Below are 17,180 nucleotides of genomic sequence, written 5' to 3'. Positions count from 1 at the left end.
TATGTGACCCAGAGTGACGCGGATGACGAATTGTGAACCCGAGACGTTTGCCGCCCCTTTCACCACTGTCCTACGGTCGGCACGAGCGGCGACAGCACGCCGCACCGTCGATCAGCCCACCAGGAGACCCCGTGCCCATCGAATTCCTCGGCATCGCAGCAACCAACGACGGCAGCGAGACCCGCGACAGGAGCGGTCTGAGCTTCGACAAGGACTACACGCTGCGCCTGGCCCGGGCCCATGAGGAGCACGGGTGGGACCGCATCCTGTTCGCCTACGGCTCCGGTTCGCCCGACCCCGCCACCGCCGCGGCCTTCGTGGCCACTCGGCTCGACCGCCTGAAGATCCTGCTCGCGCACCGCCCGAACGTCTCGGCGCCGACCTACGCGGCCAAGGTCGTGGCCACTCTCGACCAGATCAGCGACGGTCGCATCAACGTGCACATCATCACCGGTGGCTCCACCGCCGACCAGGCCGCAGAAGGCGACTTCCTCACCAAGGACGAGCGCTACGCCCGCACCGCGGAGTACATCCGCATCCTCAAGCAGGCCTGGACGAGCACGGTGCCGTTCGACTTCGCCGGCGAGCACTACCGCTTCGAGAACTTCGTGAGCGACATCCGGCCGGTGCAGCAGCCCCGCCCCCAGCTGTCGTTCGGCGGGTCGTCGGCCGCCGCCTACGCGGTCGGTGCGGCCGAGAGCGACATCTACGCGCTCTGGGGCGAACCCCTGGCGAGCACCGCGGAGCAGATCAGCACCGTCACGGATGCCGCGCTCGCGGCCGGTCGCAGCTCGCGACCTCGCATCCAGGTGGCCTTCCGGCCCATCCTCGGCGCCACCGAGGAGCTCGCCTGGGAGAAGGCGGAGCGCATCCTGGGGCGGATCGAGAAGCGCTCGGGCGTGCTCTCCGCCGCGGCAGGCGACCTGCAGAACCCCGAGAACGCCGGCTCGCAGAGGCTGCTCGCGATCGCCGAGAAGGGCGACCGCTTCGACCGGGCGCTCTGGACCAAGGTCGCCGCCGCATCGGGCGCCCGCGGCAACTCGAACGCTCTCGTCGGCACCCCCGAGACGGTTGCGGCAGCTCTGCTCGACTACGTCGACCTGGGCGTCGACATCATCTCGGCGCGGGGCTACGACTACATCGACGACACGATCGACTTCGGGCGCTACGTCATCCCGCTCGTGCGCGACGAGGTCGCCAGGCGCGACGCGGCGGCCGCAGGATCCCCTGCCGCCACTGCAGAGGAGGCCGCACGTGTCGCTGCGTGAGAACCCCTCCACCGCGACCGACGAGTTCGTCTACGTCGCCGCCGACGATCCCAGGGCCGAACCGCTCCTCACCGAGCTCGAGTGGGAGTACGACACCCGCTACGGAACCGTCATGGGCGAGCCGGCCTCGGCCGAGATGAACCGCTACCCGGGTTCGGAGTTCAGCTCGCCGCGAGGCGCCTTCGTCCTTCTGCTGCGCGACGGTGTCGCCATCGCGGGCGGTGCCTTCAAGACCTTCGACGAGAACACCGTCGAACTCAAGCGCATCTGGGCCTCCAAGGCGCACAGACGGCAGGGACTCGCCCGCCGCGTGGTCGCCGAACTCGAGGCCGAGGCGCGTCGCCGTGGCGTGCCGGTCGCCTACCTCACGACGGGCCCCCTCCAGCCCGAGGCCCACCGGCTCTACTTCGCCACGGGCTACACCCCGTTGTTCGATGTGACGAAGTCACCCGAGGAGGTCATCATCCACGGCTTCGCCAAGTCGCTCACGGACGATCCGCTCGACCTGTCGGCCATCCAGAGCGCGCACGACGCATCGATGGCCGAGTTCTACGCGGCCCGCCCCTCGCTCGGGGCGCACTCGTGACCGCCGTCACCACGAAACCGCTCGAGCCCGGCGCAGACCGCCTCGACTCCCTGCCACGAGGGATCGATCTGAAGGGTCTCTCGGAGCGCACCGTGATCCCGCTCCGTCATCCGCTGCGCTGGGTGATCGCCGCGATCGTCGTGATCCTGCTGCTGAACGCCGGTCAGACCCTCTTCACGAACCCGTCGTGGGAGTGGGCGAAGGTGCCGGAGTGGTTCTTCAGCCCAGCCATCCTCAAGGGCCTGCAGCTCACGCTGCTCGCCACGGCGATCAGCGCCGTGGTCAGCTTCGTCGGGGGCATCGTCGTCGCCCTGGGCCGGCTCTCCGGCAACCCGGTGCTGAGCACGCTCAGCTGGCTGTACATCTGGGCGTTCCGGTCGCTGCCGCTCATCCTGGTGCTCATCTTCCTGTTCAACCTCGGCAATCTGTATCCCGCGATGGGAGTGGGTGTGCCCTTCGGGCCGCAGGTGCAGATTCCCACCATCACCTTCCTCTCCCCGCTCGTGCTCGGCGTGATCGGGCTGAGCCTCTCCGAGATCGCCTACAGCGCCGAGGTGGTGCGCTCGGGAATACTCGCCGTCGATCAGGGCCAGCACGAGGCGGCGAAGGCTCTCGGCCTCCCGCAGCGACGCCAGTTCCTGCGGATCGTGCTGCCGCAGGCCCTCCGCTCCATCGTGCCGGCCTACGTGAATCAGATCATCGGACTCATCAAAGCCAGCTCGCTGCTGTTCTACGTCTCGCTCCTCGACCTGTTCGGTGTGGTGCAGAGCCTCGGCAGCACGTATCCCACCGACATCATCCCGCTGCTCATCGTCGCCACGCTCTGGTACCTCATCCTCACGAGCGCCATCTCGGTGGTGCAGTACTACATCGAGCGCTTCTACGCCCGCGGCTCGATGCGGGAGCTGCCGCCCACCCCGCTGCAGCGCGTGCGCCGCACCCTCGCGGGGATCCGCAGCACCGCACGGGGGAACACGCTCGCATGACCGCCGCCATCGACATCCACAACGCCACCAAGAGCTACGGCGACAAGACCGTGCTGAGGGGCGTCGACCTCACCGTCGCGGCCGGCACCGTGACCGTCATCCTGGGGCCCTCCGGTTCGGGCAAGTCGACGCTGCTCCGAGCCATCAACCACCTCGAGAAGCTCGACGAGGGCTTCGTGGCGCTGAACGGCGAACTCATCGGGGTGCGCGTGAAGGGCGACCGACTCAAAGAGCTGCCCGAGAAGCGCATCTTGAGGCAGCGGGCGCGGATCGGCTTCGTCTTCCAGAACTTCAATCTGTTCCCGCACCTCACCATCCTCGAGAACGTGACCGAAGCCCCGATCGCGCAGGGCATTTCCGCGAAGCGCGCTCGGGACGAGGCGCGCACGCTTCTCGCCCGCGTGGGTCTCGCCGACAAGGAGGCGGCCTACCCGCGACAGCTCTCCGGCGGTCAGCAGCAGCGCGTGGCGATCGCCCGTGCGCTGGCGCTCGAGCCCGAGGTGATCCTCTTCGACGAGCCGACCTCGGCGCTCGATCCCGAGCTGGTCGGCGAGGTGCTCGGCGTCATCCGCACCCTGACCGGCAGCGGCAAGACGCTCATCGTGGTGACTCACGAGATCGGCTTCGCCCGGGAGGTGGCCGATCACGTGGTCTTCATGGATGAGGGCGCGATCGTCGAGCAGGGCACGCCCTCCGACGTGCTCTCGCATCCCCGGCACCGGCGCACCCAGGACTTCCTGAGCAAGGTCCTCGCCTGAGCCCCTCTTCTCTCCCTCACCAGATCATCCACACACAGCAAGGAAGACAGAATGTCCACAGCACGATTGAAGACCTTCGGTGCGCTCGCCACCGCCGCCGCCCTCGTGGCCGGTCTGGCCGCCTGCTCGAGCGATGCCGCCGCCACCGACGATGCCGCCGCATCCGGATCCGTCACCGTCGGCGCGTTCTCGAACGGCGCCGCCACGGAGACCGAGATCGACGTGGAGACCGTCGACTCGATCCGCGACACGCTGCCGCAGGAGGTGCTCGACAGCGGCGAGCTCACCATCGGGATCGGCGCGCTGCCGGCCGGATTCCCGCCGCTCGCGTTCGTCGGTGACGACAACGAGACCTTCACCGGCGCCGAGCCCGATCTCGGCCGCCTGGTCGCCGCCGTGCTGGGCCTCGAGCCGGTCGTGAGCAACGCCACCTGGGAGAACCTCTTCGTCGGCATCGACAGCGGCGCCACCGATGTGGGCCTGTCGAACATCACCGTCACCGAGGAGCGCAAGGAGAAGTACGACTTCGCCTCCTACCGGGGTGACAACCTCGCCTTCCAGGTGCTCGCGTCGAACGACTGGGAGTTCGATGACGACTACGAGAACCTCGACGGACTGACCGTGGCGACGAGCCGCGGCACCAACCAGGAGAAGATCCTGCTGGAGTGGAAGTCGAAGCTCGAGGCCGAGGGCAAGACGCTCGAGGTGGTGTACTTCCCCGACGCCAACTCGGTCACGCTGGCGCTCGGCTCAGGCCAGATCGACGCTCAGTTCAACCCGAACCCCACCATCGCCTACCAGAACACCCTCTCGGCCGAGAGCGCGAACCCGACCCGCTCCGCCGGCGTGGTCTCGGGCGCCGGCGAGTCCCTCGACGGCCTCATCGCCGCCACGGTGAAGAAGGACTCGGGGCTCGCTCAGCCGATCGCCGACGCCATCAACCACCTGATCGAGAACGGTCAGTACGCCGAGTGGCTGGAGGCCTGGGGCCTCTCCGACGAGACCGTGACCGAGTCGCTCGTCAACCCGCCCGGCCTTCCTCGCGACAACAGCTGACCCGTCGCGATCACGCAGAGCGGCCCTGGAACCCACGTTCCAGGGCCGCTCTGCGTGCAGTCGACAGGTTCAGCGCGACAGGGCGAAGAGCGCGGGTGAGGGCGACGGGCCGGTGGGCGGCGCGTCGACCAGGTCGGCGAGCAGGCGGCCGATCACCGGGGTGAACTTGAAGCCGTGACCGGAGAATCCGGCAGCCACCACGAGGGGCCCGTGCCGGTCGACGACGAAGTCGGAGGTGGGCGTCGTGGTGTAGGTGCAGCTGATCTCGGTGAACGCGTCCGGATCGGCGCCCGGCACCCACTCCCGCACGTACCGCTGCAGCGCGGCCAGCTGGCCGGGTTCGGACCGGAAGCTCCGTGCATCCGGATCGATCACCGGCCCCACGCCGTGCCAGCCTGCCTTGACGCCCTCACCGGGCGTGAGCATGCCGTAGATCGGCGACGGCCAGTAGTCGTACCGGGGGTCGTCCGCGACGGGCTGATGGTTGAAGCCCGGCCACGGACCCCGCCCCTCACCGGGCCGCACCGCGAAGTGCGCCGGCTGCTCCTGCGTCACCACGAGCCGCGGCAGGGGCACGAGGTCGCCGAGCAGGGCACTCGTCCAGGCGCCGAGGGCCACGACCGCGCGGCGGGCCTCGATGTGCTCCTCCTCGCCGGTCGGCTCCCCCGAGACGGGGTCGAGCACAGCGGCCGACACCGACACGCGGTCGTCTCCCTGCACCCGGATGCCGGTCACCCGTCGCCCGTGCCGCACCCGGGCCCCCCGAGCGGCGGCGGCGGCCTGGAGCGCACGCACCGAGGCATCGGCGTTCACCTGACCCGCCTGCGGGGTGAACAGCACCTCGCCCTCGAACCGCAGCCCTGGCCAGCGCTCCCCCGCCTCGCGCGGCGGCACGAACTCCGCGTCGAATCCGTGCTCGGCGAGTGCGCGGGCCACCGTGCGGTAGCCCTCGAGCGGGCCGCCGTGGTTGACGATCCCCACCTGGTCGAGCAACGCGGTGCCGGTCTCGGTCTCGAGCGCCCGCCAGAGCGGAAGCGCCTCCTGCAGCATCCCCAGGTACTCCGGTTGCGCGTAGCCGAGGTTGAAGTTGCGCGTCGCCCCGTGCGAGGCGCCGTTGCGATGGCCGGGCTCGAACCGCTCCAGCAGCACCACGTCGTGCCCGCGCCGGGCCAGGTGCCACGCGGCCGCAGACCCCATGGCGCCGCCGCCCACCACCACGACCTCGACGCGCTCGGTCACCGTCATGGGGTGGGCAGTCCGAGGTTCTCCCGCAGGGTCGAACCCTCGTACTCCGTGCGCAGCGAGCCCTTCTCCTGCAGCAGGGGCACCACCAGGTCGACGAACTCGTCGAGCCCTCCCGGCACCAGGTGCGAGCCGACCACGACGCCGTCGGCGCCGTCGCCCTGCACGAAGGCGTCGAGCTCGTCGGCGACCTGCTGCGGGGTGCCCGTGTAGTCGATGCGGCCGAACACGGTCGCCGCCAGCTGACGCAGACTGAGCCCCTTCTCCTCGGCGAGCGATTGCCAGCCCCGCACCACCGTCGCGCGATCGCCGAACACGAAGGCCCGGCCCTGGATGAAGGGCGGCCCCTCGACGAGCGGCGGCAACGACGGCACCGGACCGTCGACGTCGAACGCCGACAGATCGCGGTTCCAGGCCTGCTCGAACAGCACCTGCACCGTGCGCGGCGTGAGCTGCTGCTGCAGGATGTGGCGCGCCTTCTCCTCAGCATCCGCCTTCGAATCGCCCAGCACGAAGCTCGTGCCCGGCAGCACCTTCACGTGCGAGGGATCACGACCGAAGCCGGCCGCCCGCGCCTTGATGTCGCGGTAGAACTCGTGCGCCTCCGGAGCCCGGTGGAACGGCGAGAAGATCGCGTCGGCCGTCGCGGCGGCGAAATCCCGGCCCTGCGGCGACACCCCGGCCTGCACGATGACCGGCCGGCCCTGCGGACTGCGCGGCACCGTGAACCGCCCGCCGATGTCGAACTGGCGCCCGGAGAACTCGAACTCCCCCGCGCGGGCATCGGCCAGGAACCGCCCCGAGACCGGGTCGGCCGCGATGGCGTGCTCGCCCCAGGAATCCCACAGCGCCTGCACCGCCGCGACCGCCTCCTCGGCGCGCACGTAGCGGTCGGCCGGATCGAGGAACCCGCCGCGCCGGAAGTTCGCGCCCGTGAAGGCGTCGAACGAGGTCACGACGTTCCAGCCCGCCCGACCCCCCGAGAGGTGGTCGAGGCTCGCGAGCTGCCGCGCGAGCTCATAGGGCTCGTTGAAGGTCGCGTTGAGCGTGCCCACGAGGCCGATGTGCGAGGTCACCGCGGCAAGGGCCGCCAGCACCGGGATGGTGTCGGGCCGGCCCACCACGTCGTGGTCGAAGACCTGACCGTCGCGTTCGCGGAGCGCCAGCCCCTCGGCGAGGAAGAAGTAGTCGAACCGACCCCGCTCGGCCGTCTGCGCCACATGCCGGAAGGTCGAGAAGTCGATCTGACTGCCCGCCTCGGGGTGTTCCCAGAGGATGTCCTCGTTGACTCCGCCCAGGTAGGCCGCGAGCACGATCTGCTTGCGTGAGCGCTCGGTCATCGGAGCACCGCCTTCGCGTACCGGTCGGCCACCTCTTCGGAGAGGCCCAGCTGCCCCCGCAGGGTCGCGGCTTCGTAGCGGGTGCGGAACAGACCGCGCCGCTGCAGCTCGGGCACGATCCCGTCGACGATGGCGGGCAGGTCGTCGGCGAGCACGCCGGGCCGCAGCCGCACCCCGTCGAAGCCGAGTGAGGCCAGCTCGGCCAGCTGCTCGGCCAGCGACGCCGCCGACCCGGTCACCACCGCGGCATCCGAGCTCAACGCCCGGCCCAGACCGTCGAGCCTCTGCAGTCGCGCGGCCCCCGACTCGGCGGCGGTGTCGACGAACACCAGCAGGTCGGCGAACACCAGCAGGCGCTCCCTCCCCGGATCGCGCCGCTCGGCGTCGACGGCCGCCGCCACCTGGGCCAGGATTCCGCGGGCGTCGTCCAGACCGTGCGGCGTCACGAACACCACGTCGGCCGAGCGCGCGGCCAGGCGGTAGGGCACCTCGGCGTGCGCCAGAGCCGCCACCACCGGCTGGCCCTGGGGCGGGCGCGGCGTGATGGCCGGTCCGCGCACGGAGAAGAAACGACCCTCGAACTCGATCCGGTGCACCTTCTCGGCGTCGATGAAGCGGTCGGTCGCGGCGTCGCGGATCTCGGCGTCGGGCTCCCAGCTGTCCCAGAGCCGCCGCGCGACCTCCACCGCCTCGGCCGCCTCGTCGCAGAGCTCCACGACCTGCGTCTGCACGGCTGGGTCGGCGAGGCCCGCCTCGAATCCGACGAGCTCGCGGCGGCCGAAGTGCTGGGCCTCGTCGCTCCGCCCCGAGACCTTGACCTGCCAGCCGCCTCGCCCCTCGCTCACGTGATCGAGCGTGGCGACCGCCTTCGACACGTGGAAGGGCTCCGTGTGCGTGACCGTCACGGTGGGCACGAGGCCGATCCGCTCCGTCACGGGGGCGACCCGGGAGGCGATCAGCAGAGCGTCGAGCCGCCCCCGCACCTCATCGGTGCGGGTGTCCGGCACGAAGGGGTCGGCCGACTGGAGTCCCAGGGTGTCCTCGATCGTGACGAAGTCGATGAGGCCCCGCTCGGCCTCCTGCACGAGGTCGACCCAGTACCCGGGCGAGAACAGCTCCTCTCGGCGGGAGCCCGGCTCGCGCCACGCGGCCGGATGCCATCCGGCGCCGTCGAGCGCGATGGCCAGGTGGAAGGTGGGGCTGCTCATCGGCACTAGCACTCCTCGGCGGGTTCGTCAGAAGGGGATGGCGTCAGTGCTCGTGGGCGCCGGAGAGCTTGAAACCCAGCCGCCCGTGGGCGTAGCCGCCTCCGGCGCGGATCGCGGTCGCCACCCAGGCGGCCTCGGCGAGCTCGGCCTCGTCGGCCCCCGCCTTGACGGCATTCTGGCTGTGTGCATCGATGCAGTACACGCACTGGGTGGTGATGCCCACGGCGAGCGCGATCAGCTCGCGGTACTTCAGCGGAATGGCTCGACCCTCGGGCTGGAACACGGCGTTGTCGAACGCGGCGAACGCGGCGAGGATGTCGGGCGTCTCCTTCTTGTAGACGGAGGTGTACTTCTTGTCCTCTGCGCGGTCGAAGTAGGCGTTGTCGGTCATGGTGGTTCCTTTCACAGGGTGATCGCGGGGATGGTGTTCGCGCGGATCCGGGATGGTGCTGCGGCGTCGGCCACGGCCCCCGCGATGCGCTCGACCGCTTCCCGCAGCAGCGGCCGGGGCATGGCGAAGACGAGACGCACGTGGCCGGCGTAGCCCGTGCCGCAGAGCGCCCCGTCGGTGACGACCACCCCGGCGCGCTCGCGCAGGAACGTCGCGGGCGACCCGTCGATTCCGAGCGGCCGCAGGTCGAGCCAGGCCAGGTAGGTCGCGTCGGGGAGGTCGTACGCCACCTCGGGCAGATGCTCGGCCAGCAGGTCTCCGAGCAATCGGCGGTTGCCGTCGAGATACTCCCGCACATCCTGCAGCCAGGCACGCCCGTGCCGGTAGGCCGCGGTGCTCGCCACGACCCCGAGCGTCGATGCCCCGTGCTGCACGGCGAAGCCGAATGAGCGGTAGACCGCCTCGTCGGAGTCGTTGGAGGTGATGAGCTGCGCGGCCTTCAGCCCGGCGATGTTCCAGGCCTTCGATGCACTCGTGCCCGTGATGGTGTGTGCTGCGGTGGCTGCCGAGAGCGAGGCGTACGGGATGTGCCGACGGCCCTCGAAACGCAGGGGTGCGTGGATCTCATCGGCGAACACCCGCCCATCGTGCCGCTCGACCACCTCGGCGATCGCGAGCAGCTCGGAGCGATCGAGCACGGTTCCGGTGGGATTCTGCGGGTTGCACAGCACCAGGGTGCCCGCTCCGGCACGGAACGCCCGGTCGATGGCGTCGAGGTCGTGCCGCCAGCGGCCGTTCTCCACGATGCCCGGCACCTCGACGACCGGGCGACCCAGCGTCGGGGGGTAGGTGAGGAACGGCATGTAGGCGGGCGTCGGCACGATCACGGCCGATCCGGGAGGCGAATACTCGGTCACGGCCACTCCGAGTGCCGCCATGACGTCGGAGACCGGATGCACGCGATGCGCGTCGACGACCCAGTCGTACTCGTCGGCGAGCCACTCGACCGTGGCCTCGGCGAGCTCGTGCGCGGTGCTCGGAGAGAGATAGCCGAGCACACCCGCATCGACGGCTTCGTGCAGGGCTCTGGTGACCGCGGGAGCGGTGCCGAAGTCCATCTCGGCCACCCACGCACCGATCGTGCCCGGGTGCAGGCTCCACTTGCGACTGCTCGGCACGTCCAGCTGTGCCGCCGGGATCGCGTCGTAGGGGTGCTCGGACATCTCACCCAGCATGCGCGATCGGCGAGCGACATCTGCCAAAGTGTCGCTGTATTACCGCGGCGCGTTCCGCGCGAGTCTCGAATGCCCGCATCGGCACCTCAGCAGGGTAGAACCGGAAGACCACAAGAACGGAGAGCCATGACCCCCGACGCCCCCGACGATCTCGCCTTCGAGACCCGTCAGATCCACGCCGGCGCGATCATCGATGCCGAGGCGAACGCGCGGATCACCCCCATCTACCAGTCGGCCGGCTACGTCTTCGACAGCTTCGACGACGGCGAGGCACGCTTCGCCGGCCGCGGGGGCCGGGCGTACTCCCGCAACGACAACCCCACCAACGCGGTCGCGACGCGGCGGCTGGCGAACCTCGAGGGCGGGGTGGATGCGGTGCTGGTCGCGAGCGGCCAGGCGGCCATCGCGGCCGCCCTGTTCGCGCTCGCCTCCGCCGGCGACCACATCCTGACCACGGACAGCCTGTACGAGGGCACTCGCGAGATGTTCCGTGGAGCGCTCAAGCGCCAGGGGCTCGAGTTCACCGCACTGCCTGCCGACGCCCCCGAAGAGGAGTGGCTCGCAGCCGTCACCTCGCGCACGAAGGCGATCTACACCGAGACCATCCCCAATCCGCTCGGCGACGTCGTCGACCTCGAGCGCCTCGGCCGCGTGGCCGAGCGCGCCGGTGTGCCCCTCGTGGTCGACAACACGGTCGCGACCCCCTATCTGAACCGGCCGTTCGAGTGGGGCGCCCACATCGTCATCCACTCGACGTCGAAGTGGCTCGCAGGGCACGGAGCCGTGATCGGCGGAGCCGTCATCGACAGCGGCCGCTTCGACTGGAGTGCGCAGGCCGAGCGCTTCCCGCAGCTGACGACTCCGCCGCGACCGGGCGTCGGATCGTTCGTCGAGCGCTTCGGCGACTCCGCCTACCTCGCGTACCTGCGCTCGGTGGTGGTGCTCGAGTACGGCCCGACCGTGCCGCCCACCAGCACCTTCCTCCTCCTGCACGGGCTCGAGACCCTGTCGCTCCGCATGGAGCGGCACGTCGAGAACGCCCAGGCCGTGGCGGAGGCGCTCGAGGGCCATCCGGCTCTGTCCCGCGTGCTCTACCCGGGCCTCCCGAGCGATCCGCACCACGCCCTCGCCCAGAAGTACCTGCCGCGCGGTGCCGGCTCGGTGCTCGCGATCGAGCTCGCCGGCGGGCGTGATGCCGCGCGCACCTTCTTCGACGCCCTGACCCTGGTGAGCAGGATGACCCACATCGGCGATGTGCGAACCCTCGCCATCCACACCGGCAGCACCATCCACTCCAAGCTCACCGAGGAGGAGCGGCTGGCCATCGGCATCACACCGGGACTCGTGCGTCTCTCGATCGGTCTGGAGAGCCCGCGGGACATCGTCACCGACCTGCTCCGCGCACTCGATTCCGTCGCTGGTCCCGCGCCGGGCTCGTAGACGACGGCCGGTGTTCCCATTCTCAGTCGAAGCGGGCGGCGGAGAATCGGTGCAGCAGGAGCGCCAGGGAGAGCCGCGTGCGCCCGCGGGGTGACCGGATGTCGAAACCCAACGTCTCCCCCAGGGCGGCGACTCTCGCCTGCACCGTCGAGTGGTGCAGTCCGAGTTCCAGAGCCACGGCTCGAAGACTGTCCGTGCCCGTGATGGCATGGAGCAGGTGCTCCGCTCGTGGCTGGGAGCGGATGAGCTCCGCGAGGGCTTGGACATCCGGCGCCTCCAGCGCGTGGTCGTCGACCGTCTCGACGAACACCCGCGCCGCCCCCAACTGGTCGGCGTGGACGACCAGCTCGTACCGCGACGTGAGCCGCAGCGCGGTGAGAGCAGACGCGCTCGAGCGGTCCAGCCCGTCTGATGCCGTCGCGATGCCGATCCCTGCGCGCTCGTAGGAACCCGGTTCGCTGGAGACCTCTCGAACGAAGACCCGCACGTGGCCCGCAGGGGAACCGATGACGATGCTCGGGCCGGTCGCCGCAGCCGAAGCGGGAGTAGCTATCACCCGATAGCGGGTCGATCCCGTCGTGTCGAGGTGGAGTCGCCCTGCGGCCTCGAGGCGGGTGTCGGCGGAGGAGTCGGGGTCGACGAGCGTGCTGAGGGCTCGGCGCGAAGCCGCGGCGGGTGAGGTGCGCTCCACGGCGATGTCGAGTGCGATGGCGAGGCGCTCGAGGATCATGCCGTCGTTGGCGTGGGCGGGTCCGTCGCGCTCGATCCAGGCGAGGCCGGCATCGCCGAAGCCGTGCGAGGGCCAACTCGAGCGCAGGTCGGACACGTCGACGGAGCCCGTGGATCGCATGCCCGCGGCGTCGACACGCAAGGAGCGGTCGTCGGCGACGAAGCCGGTCGCGCATCCGCTCAGGATCGCTGCACCCCGCACGAGGACGTGGAGGCTCGCGTGACCGTCGACGAGGGCGTCGAAATAGGCGATGACCTTGAGCGTCTCCGTCGCTTCGGCATCGAGGGCCGTGAGGCGCCCCACCAGTTCCTGCATCCTGACCGCCCATTGATAGAGGTCTGGTGCCCCACCCTAGCCCTGTGCCGGGTGGGGCATCGATGATGGCGGCTCAGGCGCCCAGGAGTCGGTGCAGCCACGCCACACGGGCCGCCCGCGCCTGCAGCGACAGGGTCGCCTGAGGTGACATGGCGTCGAAGCCGTGGAAGCCACCCGGCCACACGTGCAGCTCGGCGATTCCACCCTGTTCCCAGATCCTCGTGGCGTAGGCGACGTCTTCGTCGCGGAAGACCTCCGCGGACGCGACATCGATGAACGCCGGCGGCAGACCGGTCAGATCCTTCGCACGCGCCGGTGCGGCGTAGATCGAGACGTCATCGGTGCCGCGACGGTCGCCGAGGAGAGCGTTCCAGCCGGTGTCGTTGCTCCCGCGATCCCACACGCCCACTCCATCGATCTGGTGGCTCGAGACCGTCTCGTTGCGGTCGTCGATCATGGGATAGATCAGCAGCTGCCCGGCGATGGCGGGGCCCCCGAGGTCGCGCGCCTTGAGGGCCGTGCCTGCCGCGAGACCACCGCCGGCGCTCGCGCCGCCGATGACGATGCGGTCGGGGTCGACCCCGAGCTCGTCGGCGTGCTCGGCGAACCACACGAGTCCGGCATAGCAGTCGTCGACGGGCGCCGGATCGGGGTTCTCCGGCGCCAATCGGTATTCGACCGAGACGACGACTGCATCGAACTCGAGCACCCAGGACAGGAACTCGTCGGCACCGGTGAAGCGGTCGCCGATGATCATGCCACCACCGTGGGTGTGGTAGATGCCAGGGCCGCCCCCCGCGTGGTCGGTACGACGGAAGATGGAGAGGGTGATGTCGGGGGCGCCGTCGGGCCCGGCGACGGTGCGCTCGACGTGCTCGATCGGGCGGTCTCCGATGAGGTCGGAGATCGGCGGGGCGCCGAGGCCTCCCTGGCGCAGCGGGCCGATCAGGTCCGGCGTGATGGTCGGAGGGAGGTTCTCGCCGATCGCGGCGAGAACCGCTCCCAGTTCGACATCGAACGGTGGAGCGGAGTGGACGGTTGTGCTCATCGAGACCTCCATTGGTCGCGGCCACCTCGTCGTGGCCCTCCACCGATCCTGTCGCGTCGTCGAGGCCGGTCGCTACCGCCACCTGTCCACGGTTGGGTGCCGACGACCGCCATCCGGCGGTCCGGTCGTTCGGCTGCGACTCGGAATCCCCGGGCGCGGCGATGCGGCACCATCGCGCGTCACAGGGCCCCTCGTCTGCGCGCCTCCAGAACGGCCTGGAGGCGGTTTCCCACCCCGAGGTTCGCCATGACGGTGCGCAGATAGCTCTTGACGGTGAGCGGGGACAGCCCGAGTCTCGCGCCGATGTCGTCGTTCGTCAGGCCCAGGGCCACGAGGTCCAGCACGTCGCGCTGCCTGGAGGTGAGCAGGCCGTTCTCACCGGAATGCAGATGCGCGTGGAACAGAGTTCTCAGCTCACGGGCTGCCCCTTCATCGCTTGTGGTGTCTGCGATTCTGGAGAGGCTCTGCCAGAGCTCTTCCGGCGGCTCCCGCCGTGCGGTCGCATTGTGCCGAACCTTCAGGCGTTCGTCGACGATGTCTCTGATGCGCAGTTCCTCGGCGATGTCCTTCGCGATGGCGATGAGGGGCTCGCTGTGGAGGCTTCGAGCCGGATCCCGTTCACCTGCGTAGAGCAGACCTCTGAGCCGGCGGTCGACGATGATGGGTGCGACGGTGAGCCGCGCGATGTCTTCTCCGAGGATCTGGGCATCGAAATCGTGCGAGATGGTGTCAGCGGACCGGTAGTCGGCGACCCCGAGGGGCTTCTGGGCGTCCCAGGCGGCTCCGCCCAGACCGAGAGAGCGGCGAACGACGATGCTCTCCAGCTCTTTCGTGCGAGCGCCGACCGTGACCGTCACCCGGACGCCGTCGTCTTTGCGGAGACCTCCGAACACGACCGATGCGCCGGCTGTCCGTCGCGCAGACCTGGCCCCCTGTCTCACCAGTTCGGTGTCGTCGGGTCGCAACGTGAGGGGGTGCATGGATACCGCCTTTGGAACCTAGTGGGTCCACCTCGATGTGGTCACACTAGCTGGACCGATTCGGTCAGGCAACGCGAGTCGCTCGAACACTCTCGACATGGAGGTCAATGGTGACGCCCTCAACCCCGAACATCGACGATCTGCAGCAGGCGACAGACGACCGCGTGGGATTCTGGGCCGCGCAGGCTCGTGACCTGCTGCACTGGCACAGACCGTTCAGCGACGACCGGGTTCTGGACTGGTCGGATCCGCCGTTCGCCCGCTGGTTCGACGACGGCGAGCTGAACGTCGCCTACAACTGCCTCGACCGCCACGTCGACGCCGGCAACGGAGATCGTGTCGCGCTGCACTGGGAGGGCGAGCCCGGCGACAGCCGGAGCTTCACCTACGCCGAGCTCACGGCGGAGGTGAAGAAGGCCGCGAACCTCCTCACCGCTCTCGGTGTAGGCCAGGGGGACCGGGTCGCGATCTACCTCCCCATGATCCCCGAGGCCGTCATCTCCATGCTCGCGGTCGCCCGCCTCGGCGCCATCCACTCGGTGGTGTTCGGCGGCTTCAGCGCCGACAGCCTGCGTGCGCGGATCGACGACGCGGATGCGAGACTCGTCATCACCGCCGACGGCGGCTACCGCAAGGGGCGCTTCCTCCCCCTGAAGCCCACCGTCGACGCCGCCGTCGAGGGCGAGACGAGTGTCGAGCACGTCCTCGTCGTCGCACGCACCGGCGCCGGCGACGAAGGCGCAGCCGAGCCCGACGGGTGGGTGAGCGGCCGTGACCTCTGGTGGCACGAGGAGATCGCCCAGGTCGACGCCGAGCACATGGCGAAACCCTTCCCCGCCGAGAACCCGCTCTTCATCCTCTATACCTCCGGCACGACGGGGAAGCCCAAGGGCATCCTCCACACCTCGGGCGGTTACCTCACCCAGGTCGCGTTCACCCACAAGAACGTCTTCGACCTCCACCCCGAAACCGACGTCTACTGGTCCACCGCCGACGTCGGCTGGATCACAGGCCACTCCTACGTCGTGTACGGGCCCCTCGCCAACGGCGCCACCCAGGTCATCTACGAGGGCACCCCCGACACCCCGCATCCGGGCCGCTGGTGGGAGATCGTCGAGAAGCACAAGGTGTCGATCCTCTACACCGCGCCCACCGCCATCCGCACCTTCATGAAGCTCGGCCGCCACATCCCCGCCGGATTCGACCTGAGCTCGCTCCGGCTGCTCGGATCGGTCGGCGAACCGATCAACCCGGAGGCCTGGCTCTGGTACCGCGACGTCATCGGAGCGGGCCTCACGCCCGTGGTGGACACCTGGTGGCAGACCGAGACCGGCGCCATCATGATCTCGGCCCTCCCCGGCCTCACCACCCTCAAGCCCGGCAGCGCCCAGGTGCCCATCCCCGGCGTCGCCGTCGATGTCGTCGACGACCGCTTCCGCACGACCAAGGCCAGTGAGAGCGGTCTTCTCGTCATCACGCAGCCGTGGCCGAGCATGCTCCGCGGCATCTGGGGCGATCCCGACCGCTTTGTCGAGACCTACTGGTCGACGTTCGGCCCCACCACCTACTTCGCCGGCGACGGCGCCCGCTACGACGACGACGGCGACATCTGGCTCCTCGGCCGCGTCGACGACGTCATGAACGTCTCGGGACACCGCCTCTCCACCGCCGAGATCGAGAGCGCTCTCGTGTCGCATCCCATGGTCGCCGAAGCAGCCGTCGTCGGCGCCACCGACGAGACCACCGGCCAGGCGGTCGTCGCCTTCGTCATCCCCCGGGCGAGCCACGCGGAGGCCGCCGCGGCCGATGACGCGGCGAGCCTGCTGCGGGCCCACGTCGCCCAGCAGATCGGCGCGATCGCCCGGCCACGCGAGGTGTTCATCGTCACCGAGCTCCCGAAGACGCGCTCGGGCAAGATCATGCGCCGACTCCTCCGCGACGTGGCCGAGGGCCGCGACATCGGCGACACCACCACCCTCGCCGACACGGTGGTGATGAGCGCGATCACGGACCAGGCGCGGCAGGGATCCTGATCGCCGTCACCGGATGAACTGCTCCACGTACGACGCCCCGAGCCCCACGCGCTCGTAGTGGGCGCGCGCGTTCTCGATCTTCGTGAAGACGTCCTCCACACCCGTCGGGTTCCCGTCGGGGTCGACGTAGATGTAGGCGCCCGTGACGTGGAACAGCGTCGCCATCTCCTCCACGTCGTCCGGGATCTCGAGGGTGTGGATGTCTCCCGGCGGCTCGAACGCGTAGGAGCCCTCCTCCGCCCACCAGCTGTGCTCGAGGTAGTGCCAGCGACCGCGCAGCACGGTGGCGTGCACGGGCCCCGCGTGCCGGTGCCGCGACAGGATGCCGTTCTTGCGCACCCGGAGCACGTTCACGAAGTAGCCCTGGCTCACCGAGAGCACGAGCGGCTTGAACGAGACGTCCTTCGACTGGGGCACCCAGAACCGCTCGTCGTCGTCGAGCGAGAGGGCACCGGGCACCACGAGGTCGTCGACCATGCCGAAGGGCTGCTCACCCCGATACGGGATCGCGGCCTCGTCGGGGGTGGCTTCTGCAGCATTGTTCATCGTCGTTCCTCTCTTATA

Annotated in this window: 16 protein-coding genes; 7 read left to right on the top strand and 9 right to left on the bottom strand. The window is 69.7% G+C overall.

Going from position 1 to position 17,180, the window contains the following annotated elements; translation table 11 throughout:
- The first annotated feature begins 131 nt into the window (after window positions 1–131).
- From N1028_RS13720 to N1028_RS13700, 5 genes are read left to right on the top strand one after another with little or no spacing between them, the layout of a single operon-like run.
- Window positions 132–1,268 (top strand): LLM class flavin-dependent oxidoreductase, encoded by a 1,137-nt coding sequence (locus N1028_RS13720; RefSeq protein ID WP_259529891.1) that lies wholly within the window; start codon window positions 132–134, stop codon window positions 1,266–1,268.
- Complete coding sequence (locus N1028_RS13715) at window positions 1,255–1,854, top strand: GNAT family N-acetyltransferase (RefSeq protein WP_259529890.1); 600 nt, start codon at window positions 1,255–1,257, stop codon at window positions 1,852–1,854. The genes N1028_RS13720 and N1028_RS13715 overlap by 14 nt, the downstream gene beginning before the upstream one ends.
- Complete coding sequence (locus N1028_RS13710) at window positions 1,851–2,840, top strand: amino acid ABC transporter permease (RefSeq protein WP_259529888.1); 990 nt, start codon at window positions 1,851–1,853, stop codon at window positions 2,838–2,840. The genes N1028_RS13715 and N1028_RS13710 overlap by 4 nt, the downstream gene beginning before the upstream one ends.
- Entirely contained in the window at window positions 2,837–3,598 is a 762-nt protein-coding gene (locus N1028_RS13705; RefSeq protein ID WP_259529886.1) for an amino acid ABC transporter ATP-binding protein, read from the top strand. Before N1028_RS13710 ends, N1028_RS13705 begins: the two co-directional genes overlap by 4 nt.
- A 51-nt stretch (window positions 3,599–3,649) precedes the next feature.
- Window positions 3,650–4,654: an ABC transporter substrate-binding protein gene (locus N1028_RS13700; protein ID WP_259529885.1), complete on the top strand. Its 1,005-nt coding sequence runs from the start codon at window positions 3,650–3,652 to the stop codon at window positions 4,652–4,654.
- A 69-nt stretch (window positions 4,655–4,723) separates the two neighbouring features.
- Here the strand turns inward: N1028_RS13700 and N1028_RS13695 are convergent, their stop codons facing one another.
- From N1028_RS13695 to N1028_RS13675, 5 genes are read right to left on the bottom strand one after another with little or no spacing between them, the layout of a single operon-like run.
- Window positions 4,724–5,899 (bottom strand): FAD-dependent oxidoreductase, encoded by a 1,176-nt coding sequence (locus tag N1028_RS13695; RefSeq protein WP_310795595.1) that lies wholly within the window; start codon window positions 5,897–5,899, stop codon window positions 4,724–4,726.
- Entirely contained in the window at window positions 5,896–7,236 is a 1,341-nt protein-coding gene (locus N1028_RS13690; protein WP_259529884.1) for an NtaA/DmoA family FMN-dependent monooxygenase, read from the bottom strand. Before N1028_RS13690 ends, N1028_RS13695 begins: the two co-directional genes overlap by 4 nt.
- The gene (locus N1028_RS13685) at window positions 7,233–8,444 is read right to left on the bottom strand and encodes an LLM class flavin-dependent oxidoreductase (protein WP_259529883.1); all 1,212 of its coding nucleotides are present in this window, start codon (window positions 8,442–8,444) and stop codon (window positions 7,233–7,235) included. The genes N1028_RS13690 and N1028_RS13685 overlap by 4 nt, the downstream gene beginning before the upstream one ends.
- Before the next feature lie 43 nt (window positions 8,445–8,487).
- Entirely contained in the window at window positions 8,488–8,835 is a 348-nt protein-coding gene (locus N1028_RS13680; protein WP_259529882.1) for a carboxymuconolactone decarboxylase family protein, read from the bottom strand.
- An 11-nt stretch (window positions 8,836–8,846) separates the two neighbouring features.
- Entirely contained in the window at window positions 8,847–10,058 is a 1,212-nt protein-coding gene (locus N1028_RS13675; RefSeq protein ID WP_259529881.1) for a MalY/PatB family protein, read from the bottom strand.
- A 138-nt stretch (window positions 10,059–10,196) separates the two neighbouring features.
- Here N1028_RS13675 and N1028_RS13670 point away from each other — a divergent pair, with 138 nt between their 5' ends.
- On the top strand, window positions 10,197–11,510 hold the full coding sequence (locus tag N1028_RS13670; RefSeq protein WP_259529880.1) for an O-acetylhomoserine aminocarboxypropyltransferase/cysteine synthase family protein: 1,314 nt from the start codon (window positions 10,197–10,199) through the stop codon (window positions 11,508–11,510).
- A gap of 22 nt (window positions 11,511–11,532) precedes the next feature.
- On the opposite strand, the gene N1028_RS13665 is transcribed toward N1028_RS13670, so the two are convergent.
- The 3 genes from N1028_RS13665 to N1028_RS13655 all read right to left on the bottom strand — a co-directional run bounded on the left by N1028_RS13665 (window position 11,533) and on the right by N1028_RS13655 (window position 14,460).
- Window positions 11,533–12,555 carry a helix-turn-helix domain-containing protein gene (locus N1028_RS13665; RefSeq protein WP_259529879.1) on the bottom strand — a complete coding sequence of 341 codons (1,023 nt, stop codon included), beginning with the start codon at window positions 12,553–12,555 and terminating at the stop codon, window positions 11,533–11,535.
- A gap of 73 nt (window positions 12,556–12,628) precedes the next feature.
- Window positions 12,629–13,603, bottom strand: a complete 975-nt coding sequence (locus tag N1028_RS13660; protein ID WP_259529878.1) for an alpha/beta hydrolase — start codon at window positions 13,601–13,603, stop codon at window positions 12,629–12,631.
- Window positions 13,604–13,782: 179 nt separating this feature from the next.
- Window positions 13,783–14,460 carry a helix-turn-helix transcriptional regulator gene (locus tag N1028_RS13655; RefSeq protein ID WP_259529876.1) on the bottom strand — a complete coding sequence of 226 codons (678 nt, stop codon included), beginning with the start codon at window positions 14,458–14,460 and terminating at the stop codon, window positions 13,783–13,785.
- 230 nt (window positions 14,461–14,690) lie between these two features.
- Between N1028_RS13655 and acs the strand changes: the two genes are divergently transcribed.
- On the top strand, window positions 14,691–16,616 hold the full coding sequence (gene acs, locus N1028_RS13650; RefSeq protein ID WP_259529874.1) for an acetate--CoA ligase: 1,926 nt from the start codon (window positions 14,691–14,693) through the stop codon (window positions 16,614–16,616).
- Between the two features lie 6 nt (window positions 16,617–16,622).
- Here the strand turns inward: acs and N1028_RS13645 are convergent, their stop codons facing one another.
- Window positions 16,623–17,162 carry a 2,4'-dihydroxyacetophenone dioxygenase family protein gene (locus N1028_RS13645; RefSeq protein ID WP_259529872.1) on the bottom strand — a complete coding sequence of 180 codons (540 nt, stop codon included), beginning with the start codon at window positions 17,160–17,162 and terminating at the stop codon, window positions 16,623–16,625.
- Window positions 17,163–17,180: the final 18 nt, after the last annotated feature.

The organism is Herbiconiux oxytropis (genome assembly GCF_024979315.1).
Lineage (GTDB): Bacteria > Actinomycetota > Actinomycetes > Actinomycetales > Microbacteriaceae > Herbiconiux > Herbiconiux oxytropis.
Note: the sequence above shows the minus strand (reverse complement) of the source record. Positions and strands in the feature narration are given on the sequence as shown.

What these genes read in the sequence shown, in the direction of transcription:
- N1028_RS13705 (WP_259529886.1), top strand. Translation starts at nt 2,837, where the DNA reads ATGACCGCCGCCATCGACATCCACAACGCCACCAAGAGCTACGGCGAC.
- N1028_RS13700 (WP_259529885.1), top strand. Translation starts at nt 3,650, where the DNA reads ATGTCCACAGCACGATTGAAGACCTTCGGTGCGCTCGCCACCGCCGCC.
- N1028_RS13695 (WP_310795595.1), bottom strand. Translation starts at nt 5,899, where the DNA reads ATGACGGTGACCGAGCGCGTCGAGGTCGTGGTGGTGGGCGGCGGCGCC.
- N1028_RS13690 (WP_259529884.1), bottom strand. Translation starts at nt 7,236, where the DNA reads ATGACCGAGCGCTCACGCAAGCAGATCGTGCTCGCGGCCTACCTGGGC.
- N1028_RS13685 (WP_259529883.1), bottom strand. Translation starts at nt 8,444, where the DNA reads ATGAGCAGCCCCACCTTCCACCTGGCCATCGCGCTCGACGGCGCCGGA.
- N1028_RS13680 (WP_259529882.1), bottom strand. Translation starts at nt 8,835, where the DNA reads ATGACCGACAACGCCTACTTCGACCGCGCAGAGGACAAGAAGTACACC.
- N1028_RS13675 (WP_259529881.1), bottom strand. Translation starts at nt 10,058, where the DNA reads ATGTCCGAGCACCCCTACGACGCGATCCCGGCGGCACAGCTGGACGTG.
- N1028_RS13670 (WP_259529880.1), top strand. Translation starts at nt 10,197, where the DNA reads ATGACCCCCGACGCCCCCGACGATCTCGCCTTCGAGACCCGTCAGATC.
- N1028_RS13665 (WP_259529879.1), bottom strand. Translation starts at nt 12,555, where the DNA reads ATGCAGGAACTGGTGGGGCGCCTCACGGCCCTCGATGCCGAAGCGACG.
- N1028_RS13660 (WP_259529878.1), bottom strand. Translation starts at nt 13,603, where the DNA reads ATGAGCACAACCGTCCACTCCGCTCCACCGTTCGATGTCGAACTGGGA.
- acs (WP_259529874.1), top strand. Translation starts at nt 14,691, where the DNA reads ATGGTGACGCCCTCAACCCCGAACATCGACGATCTGCAGCAGGCGACA.
- N1028_RS13645 (WP_259529872.1), bottom strand. Translation starts at nt 17,162, where the DNA reads ATGAACAATGCTGCAGAAGCCACCCCCGACGAGGCCGCGATCCCGTAT.